At 61.3% G+C, this 7,860-nt stretch carries 9 protein-coding genes; 3 read left to right on the forward strand and 6 right to left on the reverse strand.

The features are described from left to right. Together R4P65_RS32740 and R4P65_RS32745 are read right to left on the reverse strand one after the other, a co-directional pair. Positions 1 to 461 (reverse strand): UPF0182 family protein (locus R4P65_RS32740; protein WP_317829656.1); only part of this gene is annotated, 461 nt, incomplete at its 3' end. 181 nt (positions 462 to 642) lie between these two features. Next, positions 643 to 1,536: an alpha/beta hydrolase gene (locus tag R4P65_RS32745; RefSeq protein ID WP_317829657.1), complete on the reverse strand. Its 894-nt coding sequence runs from the start codon at positions 1,534 to 1,536 to the stop codon at positions 643 to 645. 603 nt (positions 1,537 to 2,139) lie between these two features. On the opposite strand from R4P65_RS32745, the gene R4P65_RS32750 reads away from it, so the two are divergent. Continuing rightward, positions 2,140 to 2,499, forward strand: a complete 360-nt coding sequence (locus tag R4P65_RS32750; RefSeq protein WP_317829658.1) for a hypothetical protein — start codon at positions 2,140 to 2,142, stop codon at positions 2,497 to 2,499. Positions 2,500 to 2,595: 96 nt separating this feature from the next. On the opposite strand, the gene R4P65_RS32755 is transcribed toward R4P65_RS32750, so the two are convergent. Next, complete coding sequence (locus R4P65_RS32755; RefSeq protein WP_317829659.1) at positions 2,596 to 3,906, reverse strand: hemolysin family protein; 1,311 nt, start codon at positions 3,904 to 3,906, stop codon at positions 2,596 to 2,598. A 281-nt stretch (positions 3,907 to 4,187) separates the two neighbouring features. On the opposite strand from R4P65_RS32755, the gene R4P65_RS32760 reads away from it, so the two are divergent. Continuing rightward, the gene (locus tag R4P65_RS32760; RefSeq protein ID WP_218680991.1) at positions 4,188 to 4,391 is read left to right on the forward strand and encodes a three-helix bundle dimerization domain-containing protein; all 204 of its coding nucleotides are present in this window, start codon (positions 4,188 to 4,190) and stop codon (positions 4,389 to 4,391) included. 100 nt (positions 4,392 to 4,491) lie between these two features. On the opposite strand, the gene R4P65_RS32765 is transcribed toward R4P65_RS32760, so the two are convergent. Both R4P65_RS32765 and R4P65_RS32770 read right to left on the reverse strand, forming a co-directional pair. Continuing rightward, positions 4,492 to 4,632: a hypothetical protein gene (locus R4P65_RS32765; protein ID WP_317829660.1), complete on the reverse strand. Its 141-nt coding sequence runs from the start codon at positions 4,630 to 4,632 to the stop codon at positions 4,492 to 4,494. Positions 4,633 to 4,675: 43 nt separating this feature from the next. After that, positions 4,676 to 5,128 (reverse strand): nuclear transport factor 2 family protein, encoded by a 453-nt coding sequence (locus tag R4P65_RS32770; RefSeq protein WP_317829661.1) that lies wholly within the window; start codon positions 5,126 to 5,128, stop codon positions 4,676 to 4,678. Between the two features lie 42 nt (positions 5,129 to 5,170). Here R4P65_RS32770 and R4P65_RS32775 point away from each other — a divergent pair, with 42 nt between their 5' ends. Then, complete coding sequence (locus R4P65_RS32775) at positions 5,171 to 5,614, forward strand: MarR family winged helix-turn-helix transcriptional regulator (protein ID WP_218680994.1); 444 nt, start codon at positions 5,171 to 5,173, stop codon at positions 5,612 to 5,614. A 286-nt stretch (positions 5,615 to 5,900) separates the two neighbouring features. Here the strand turns inward: R4P65_RS32775 and R4P65_RS32780 are convergent, their stop codons facing one another. Beyond that, positions 5,901 to 7,586 carry a cation:proton antiporter family protein gene (locus R4P65_RS32780; RefSeq protein WP_317829662.1) on the reverse strand — a complete coding sequence of 562 codons (1,686 nt, stop codon included), beginning with the start codon at positions 7,584 to 7,586 and terminating at the stop codon, positions 5,901 to 5,903. Positions 7,587 to 7,860: the final 274 nt, after the last annotated feature.

Genomic DNA, 7,860 nt, shown 5'->3' on the forward strand with positions numbered 1-7,860 from the left:
CCGAACTCGGCATCGGAGGTACCGAACGATCCACCGCGCAGGAACAGTTGCACGGTCGCCCAGTTCGACTGGGCGTGGAGTCCGAACGGCAACGCGATCACCAAAGAGATGACGATCGCGAGCCGGCGATGCCTGCGGGTCACCATCGCGCGGTACGGCTCGAGGGGGTCGTGGCCGCGGGCAGCCGAGTACGCGAACAACGGGCGAGATCTGTATGCGAGGGTCAGCGCGAAAAAGATGATCGTCCCGATGGCGGCGGTGACCCCGGCAAACAACGCTATCCGTGTGTACAAGATCGTGGTCCACACATTGCGGTAGCCGACTTCGCCGAACCACAACCAGTCGGTGTAAACGAGCACGAATCGCGGCACTGTCAGAAGTGCCAGTATGAACGCAACCAAGACGCCGATCAGTACCCGGCTTCGTCGTGACGTCGGCAGGAGATGCTCGGACGAATCCACCGGGACCTCCTTTCGGCCACACCCGATGGGCGAGAGTCCGCAAAAGGGATCCGACTCGGGGCCGCGACCGTTGTCCGTTCATTCTACGGAAACGAGACTGGCAGCACAGCCCCTCACAACCGGGGCCCATTCCTCGTGACGTCGGCATGTTCGGCAGAGAATGCTTTGGAGCAGGCACACCTCATCTGCTGGTGGAGGTGATCGCCTCCACTATCGCCGCGACGGCGGACGGTGCTTCGCGCACAGCGAGATGGCCGCAATTGTGGATCGTCTGCACTTCCACACCTAGAAGCGAGCGCACCGGCCCCCGAAGACGATCGGCAGTGAGGAACCGGTCGTGCGACCCCGCCGCCACAGCGACCGGAGTTCCGGCAGTTGCCCACCTGTGGATCGTTGTCGGGGGCAGCGGATGGTCGTAGCGCAATCCGACGCAGTGCTCCCCGAGCAAGCAATACCAACTGATGAGTGTCGTGTCCGGAACAAATCCCGGCGAAAGAAGTTGAGAGAGCAATTGTTCACTGTGTTCCGTGGACGGAAAGATCGACCATCTCAACCGTAGAGCCCGAAACATCGACGAATGGTGCATCGAGACGAAACCCAGCGGGTTGACCAGCACCAACCCCGCCACCTGCGGTGACGGGGAGCAGGCAAGTGCCGCGGCAGCGCCGATCGAGTGTCCGACGATCACGACCGGTTCGGCGGTCAACCGAGGAAGCAACTCGCTCAGCCAGGCTCCGTACGTCGAGAAGTGTCCGTGCGGGGGGCCGTGCGCGGAACTGAGCCCCGGTTGGCCGGGGAGATCGACGAGAAAGAGTCGCCTACGTGCTTTCAACGCGAAGGCGAGTGGTAAGGACGTCGCGGTATTCAAACCCGAACCCGAGACAATCACCACCGGCGGTAACGCTATGCCGGTGCCGGCGCAGACAACCGTGCATCGGCCCAGCGATGTCTTGAAAGACATCAGAGAATGCGGAACACTCCACTGTTGCAGGCGTTCTCGACACCAACGGCGGATCGGAAGCCCGGAGTCCGAGCTACGGTAGATCCCGTCCGCGAAGATCGGTTGCGGGCTCATGGTCCGCTCCTTGTCCGGTATCGGAACCGTCGCCGATGGGAAACCACCTCAGTACGAGCGCCCCAGGTTCGTTTCCATCTCCTGTGCTATCGATCCTAGGAACTGCCGATCGAATCGACAACCGTCGAAGATTGCGTCGGCTCACAACCCCCACCTCCATCTCCGGGAATCTCGGCCGGCAGCAACACCCTTCGAAGCGATCTGGCGTCCGTTCCCCCATAGACGCACCACAGCGTCGATGCTCGACGACACCCCGGGTGCCGGATTATGCGAGTCGACCCGCCGAGAGCCCGGTGGCTGGTCGGGGACGCTCGAGGTCAGTAGCGGACACCCAACGGGTATTTCGGCCCAGGAGGGGTGGCGCTCGCGATATCTGCCAGGGTCTATTCGAAAGCCAGTGGCATACCGCGCCCATTGCCGGAGCATTCCCAGCGAGACGATCACCCCTTATCGGCCACGAACGAGGTGAGAGCAGTGAGCTTGGCGCCGTTTGACGAACAGGCCTGCGGGTACGCAGAGTGCCAAAGCAATTTGCCCCAGCGGAAAGGCCTGTATGCCCGACGAGGGTTCCGCCCTTTTTGCCCAGACCGCTCAGAGCCCGCAGTGACCTGGTGTAGCGACTCCGCGCGAGCGGTCATGCGTCTCGGCTATCGGATTCTCCGTTATCCCTTGCAACGAATCGACCGCGACGTACTGCCGGTATTGCTGGCCGAGGATGCGCCGGTGGCTCTTGCCTATCAGCGACTTCTGATCGGTTATGACCGGATAGCGGCCACAACGCTCGACGACGAATCGGCTGCCGCCCAGGTCATGCGGATCGATCGACGCAGCGCCGTCATCAGATACGCCATCGCCCGCCAGCACCATGAGATTCAATGCGAGACCGACGCATTGCTCGCCGGGCATCGCGCACGTTTTCTTCGATCTCAGTGCCGACATTCGAGGCATTACGACGAACTGTGATCTCCACCCACCGAAACGGAAGCTGTGAGGAATGAGCATTGTCGGTGAGCGTTCACCCGACAAGTGCGTCGCCCCATAAGGAGATTGCCGCGGAACCTACTGGGTCGATTGGATTACCTGTCCGTGCGTCGCAGAGTGAGGGGGAGTGACCCTGATGCCCGAGATGCGGCGACCGTCGAGGGTGCTGACGGTGAGCCGGTGCCCCTCGAAAATGACGGTGTCACCGAGTTGTGGGACACGCTGGAGTCGGTGCAGCATGAATCCTGCCACGGTGTCGTACGGACCTGCCGGAAGCGTGATCGCGGTGACGGACTCGAAATCGTCCACGAGAAGCAAACCATCGACTCGTTTACGCTTCGGGATCGGGGATACCGGGGACGCTGCAGGTTCGTCGTACTCGTCGCCGATTTCGCCGACGATCTCCTCGACGATGTCTTCGAGGGTGACGATCCCCGCGGTACCCCCGTACTCGTCGACGACGATCGCGATCTGTAGATTCTCGCGGCGCATGTCGGTCAGGGCAGCCAATGCAGGTTTGCATCCCGGAAGGTGCAGAACAGGACGCGACACATCGGAGACAGTGGCGACTGCGCGTTCGTCGGCGAGGAGGAGGTCGCGAAGATGCACGAACCCGACGATGTCGTCATAGGAGGTGTTCGCGACAGGATACCGGCTGTGCCCCCACTGCAATGCCCGTTCCCTTGCCAGCGGCAACGCGGTATCGGAGGAAAGGAAATCGACATCGGTGCGCGGTCGCATCACTTCTACCAGAGATCGGTGTCCTGCATCGAAAACCTCGGACAGGATACGGCGCTCGTCCTCGGCGATTGCGTTGTGACCGATGAGCAGATCGCGCAACTCTTCGTGAGTGATTGCTTCCCCCTTGATCTTCGGGTCACCGCCCACCAACCGTACCAACGGGTCCGTTGAGAGGGACAGGAACCAGATCGCGGGCCGCATCACTGTTGCGAACCGGTCCAACGCCGGTGCGGTCAGCAACGAGACTCCGGTGGAGCGTTGCAGCGCAATACGTTTGGGGGCCAGTTCTCCCAAGATCAATGACAGATACGAGATCACCAGTGTGGTGCCGACCAAAGCCGTGATCGAGGCCGCGGCAGGCGGAAGCCCCCACGATTGGAGAGCGGGAGAAACGGCCGGAGCGATAGTGGAGGCGCCATACGCGGCGGAGAGAAAACCGGCGACCGTCACCCCGATCTGGACGGCGGAGAGGAAACGGTTCGGATTACGGGCGAGCGCTGCAGTCCGAGCGCCACGCCCTCCTCGCTGCTCCAACCGCCGAATCTGCCCTTCGCGCAACGACACCAGGGCAATCTCGGTGGCGGCGAACCCTCCGCCGATCAGAACGAAAGCCAGCACCAGCACTATGTTGACGACGATCTCGTTCATCGCAGCCGCCTACATTTAGGCGGCCAGGGTTTGTCGCTGGTGTCCATGGCCCTTCCTCCTCGAAGGAGCTGACGGAAATTGAATAGGGATCAATCAGTCTAGCAAAATCAGACGAAACGGACATGAGCAACTTGGGTCCTCGTCGCATTCGTTTCCACGTCACCTGCGAGTCTTCACCACTACGCAGAAGGCCTGCGGTCGTTACTGACGTGGCTGAGTGAGTCGTATCCTGAGGAGCTTCTCCTGTGGACGTGCCGGAGGAGCGGGCTCATCATTGGTAGATGACAAACGACGAGGAAGATCGCCTGATTGCGCAGACGCGTGCACGTCTGACCGCGAAGTACCCCGCGGTGTCGGCGGATGTCGTAGCCGAGGCTGTCGCGTCTGCCCATGCTCATTTCGTCGGGCACCGGATACGAGATTTCGTTCCTCTGCTCGTTGAACGTATGGCGAACGAGAGTCTTTCTGCCTTGGTCGCGTCATAACGAGCGTGCAGGCCGCTTGCAGGGCCTTCGAACCGCGCCGGCGCGAGTGTTTCTGGTTTTGCTGAATGCCGAGATCGACGATCTCGCTGATCGTATCGAGTTAGCAGTGGGCCTCGGCCGGAATTCCCGCGCGAACGGCCATCTGACGACGACGGCGATAGCTCGTACTGATCGGATCACCCTCCGTCTTCGGCTCAGCGTCCGGTGCCGTCCCTGCGGCACCTCCCACGTTAGCGCTCATTCAGTGTCCGGCGCCGAAACGCTGAGCTGGAGACGGTCTCGTCCTAGCGGGCGCGGCCGAGGTTCCGGTCGGAGTCGGGCCCGCACAGCATGAGTGTGGCCTCCTCGATGCGGTTGAAGCGGCCGTCTGGTGCGAGTTCTCCGAAGGCGTAGACCTCCATTCGTACGGTGGTGCCGTCGGTTTTGGTGATGTCGACGGTGTGGCGGTCGGCATAACGGTTGTGATCGTGATGTTCGTCGTGGATCTCGATGGACCCGGAGGCCACAATTTCCCGGAGGTGGGCGATGTGTTCGACGAATTGTTCGCGGTTGCTCCACTCGCCGTCGGTGCGCTGTTGGTAAGTCGGGCTGAAATGGCGGTCGACCGCATCGTGTAGGTCGAGTTCGGGGGTAAATATCAGGTCGGTGAGGGCGGCATGCATGCCGGTGCGGTTCATGAGGTCCTTCGGTGGAGTGATTGCCACATAAAGCGTGCAATGTGCACGCACCTGTGTCACCGTAGCAGCCTATCCGTGCGTGATGCACGCTATCCTCCATTCATGGACGACGAAGGTGGACGTGAGGTCGCCGACGCTTTGGGGTTGCTTCTGCGGCGCACCACCCGCAGCCGGATCTACACGGCGTTGACCGCAGATCTGGGTGAAGCAGTGGACGAAACGACCTACCCGGTCTTGAGTGGGCTCGCACGGACCGGACCTCGTAGCGCCGCGGACCTCGCACCGGATGTCGGAGTGGATCGCTCCGTCGTGACGCGTCGCGCATCCCGCTTGGAAAAGGCCGGTCTCATACGTCGTGAACAGGACACCGCCGACCAGCGAGCTACCCTCCTGGTGCTCACTTCGCGCGGCGAAGAGGTTGTGGACGAACTTCGGAGGCGCCTGGCCGCACGTATTAGCGAAAGTCTGAGCGGCTGGCCACCGGAAGAAGCCCGAATCTTCGCGCGGTACTTCCACCGGTTCGCGACCGGGGACCTGTTCACGTAGCCTTCCAGGGCTGCAGCGTCCGATGCACCATGACGGCCACGGTTCGGGTGAACCACGAAGCACGATCGACCCCGCGAGCTCGGTCCCGTCAATTTTCCCGTTTCCGCTCGGGTGACTTTCGAAGTCCGGTGTAGGTGGTGAGGTCTCAGGTGGGTTCCGAGTCCATCGCGCCCTGGCGTGAGCGCCCGTCACGCGGAGTCTTCTTCGATTGTTGTTCGTTCGGAAAGTGCTGCGAAACAAGGAAAGTGAATGTTGTGATCGATGGACGTGTGTTGTGGATCGGGTTCTATTCTGGTTCGGCCGGATCCTGCTCGGTTGGTGTGGCGTCGTGACTTTTGGTGTGGTTTTCGTCGTTTCGTGTGAGGCGAGTAAGGATTTCGTCGGCTTTCTCGGCGGCCAAGGAGAAGGGTTCTAGGACGAGGTCGGCTCCGGCTCGGCTGAGGAGTTCGGCGTCGTGTGGTGTATGCGCGGTCATCAGTACATGGCCCTGATATTCGTAGTGGTGGAGTCCGTGGAGGAGGGCGGTGTTGACGTCGGCGAGGGCGATGGTGCTGATGACGAATTTGGCTTGTGGCAGGGGCAGGGTCTGAAGGAAATGGAGGTCCTCGGCGCTGCCGAAGACCACGGTGACTCTGTCGCGTTCGTTCGCAGCGAGTCGTTGGGGGTCGAAATCGACTGCGAGTACGCGGTGGCCGGTGCTGCTGAGTTGATCGGCGATGTGGCGACCGAATCTCCCGAGGCCGAAGAGGACGATGTCGACCTCGGGATTTGTCTGTGTCGGCTCTTCACGTCGGTTCCCTGCCCGATCGAATACTCGTAGCCAACGTTCGCACCGTTGGTAGAGCGCACGGGAGTAGAGAATCAGGTAGGTCGATCCGCCGATGGTCACCAGGCCTGTCACCGTGATGACGCTGACTGTGGTCGCGGTGATGTGTCCAAGACTCAAGCCCAATGCCGCGAGGATCAGGGAGAATTCCGATATCTGGGCAAGAGGGAGTCCGGTGGCGAATCCGACACGAATCGGATAGCGCTTGGCGCTCATGATCACCATGACGATGAGCGGTTTACCAACGAGAACGAACAGGGCCAACATCACGACTTGCGGTATGTGACCCGCTGCTTCCGCGACGTCCAATCCTGCGCCGAGATCGAGGAAGAAGAACAGCAGCAGAAAGTCGCGCAAACTCACCATGCGGGCTCCGAGCGCGTCTCGGTAGGGCGTTGCAGCGAGCGAGACGCCGGCAAGGAATGCGCCGACTTCGGAGCTGAATCCGAGAGCCTCGGTCACGGTCGCGACCGAGACTGCGTAAGCGATCCCGAAGAGCACCAACAGTTCTTGCGACCGCGCTACCTGTCTCAGTAGCCAGGGCAGGGCGAACCTCATCAGAATCGCGATTGCCGCAAGCAATCCCAGTCCCTTCAACGCCGTCCCGGCGACGGCTGCTGCCACGGTGCTGTCGGTGGTGCGACCGAACGCGTTGACGGCAATCATCACCAGGATGACGACGAGATCCTGAACGATCAGCAGCCCTACAGCGATGCGTCCGTGAAGTTGCTCGAGTTCCCGGGTATCGGAGAGCAGTTTGACGATGATGATGGTCGAGGAAAAGGCCAGAGCCAATCCGACATACAGAGCGGCGACGGCGTCCATCCCGAATCCGATACACAGGAGATAACCGATCGCCGCGGTGAACACGACTTGTCCGAGACCGGTGACCACGGCGATAGAACCGGTCATGCGAATCAAGTGCATGTCGAGTCGAAGCCCGACAAGGAAGAGCAGGACAGCGATGCCCATGCGGGCGAGGAGTTCGATGGTGCTGTCTGCGACTACCCAGCCCGTTCCTACCGGGCCCACGAAGATCCCCACCCCGATGAAGGCGACGATCATGGGCTGCCGAAGCCGGGTGGCGAGCAATCCCGCGAGGGCAGTGATAGAGAGGATGGTCGCGATCAGTGCGAAACTGTGCATCTTTTCCGTCCCTGCTGCTCGTCGCGCCTACTACAGGTACCCGTGGCCGGCATTTCGAAAAGCGGGGACCAGGCACAGGGGCCGCCGGCTGGGAGAAATCACGCTGAATCAGGTGTCACTGTCGGGCAGATACGTTCACTACGTGTGGACCAAACCGAACCGTGTTCCGCAAGCCGTCCCCAGAGTGAATATGCGGGGGGTCTGTCTCGCTAACGGTGTTTCGGCCGGTTTCCATCAGTAAGTTTCCGATCCCGGCCAACGATCAGCGAAGGTG

The organism is Rhodococcus sp. IEGM 1318, assembly GCF_033142465.1.
Taxonomy (GTDB): Bacteria; Actinomycetota; Actinomycetes; order Mycobacteriales; family Mycobacteriaceae; genus Rhodococcus_F; species Rhodococcus_F qingshengii_B.

Coding starts and splice junctions, on each gene's coding strand:
- R4P65_RS32745 (WP_317829657.1), bottom strand. CDS start 1,536: ATGAGCCCGCAACCGATCTTCGCGGACGGGATCTACCGTAGCTCGGAC.
- R4P65_RS32755 (WP_317829659.1), bottom strand. CDS start 3,906: ATGAACGAGATCGTCGTCAACATAGTGCTGGTGCTGGCTTTCGTTCTG.
- R4P65_RS32760 (WP_218680991.1), top strand. CDS start 4,188: ATGACAAACGACGAGGAAGATCGCCTGATTGCGCAGACGCGTGCACGT.
- R4P65_RS32765 (WP_317829660.1), bottom strand. CDS start 4,632: ATGAGCGCTAACGTGGGAGGTGCCGCAGGGACGGCACCGGACGCTGAG.
- R4P65_RS32775 (WP_218680994.1), top strand. CDS start 5,171: ATGGACGACGAAGGTGGACGTGAGGTCGCCGACGCTTTGGGGTTGCTT.
- R4P65_RS32780 (WP_317829662.1), bottom strand. CDS start 7,586: ATGCACAGTTTCGCACTGATCGCGACCATCCTCTCTATCACTGCCCTC.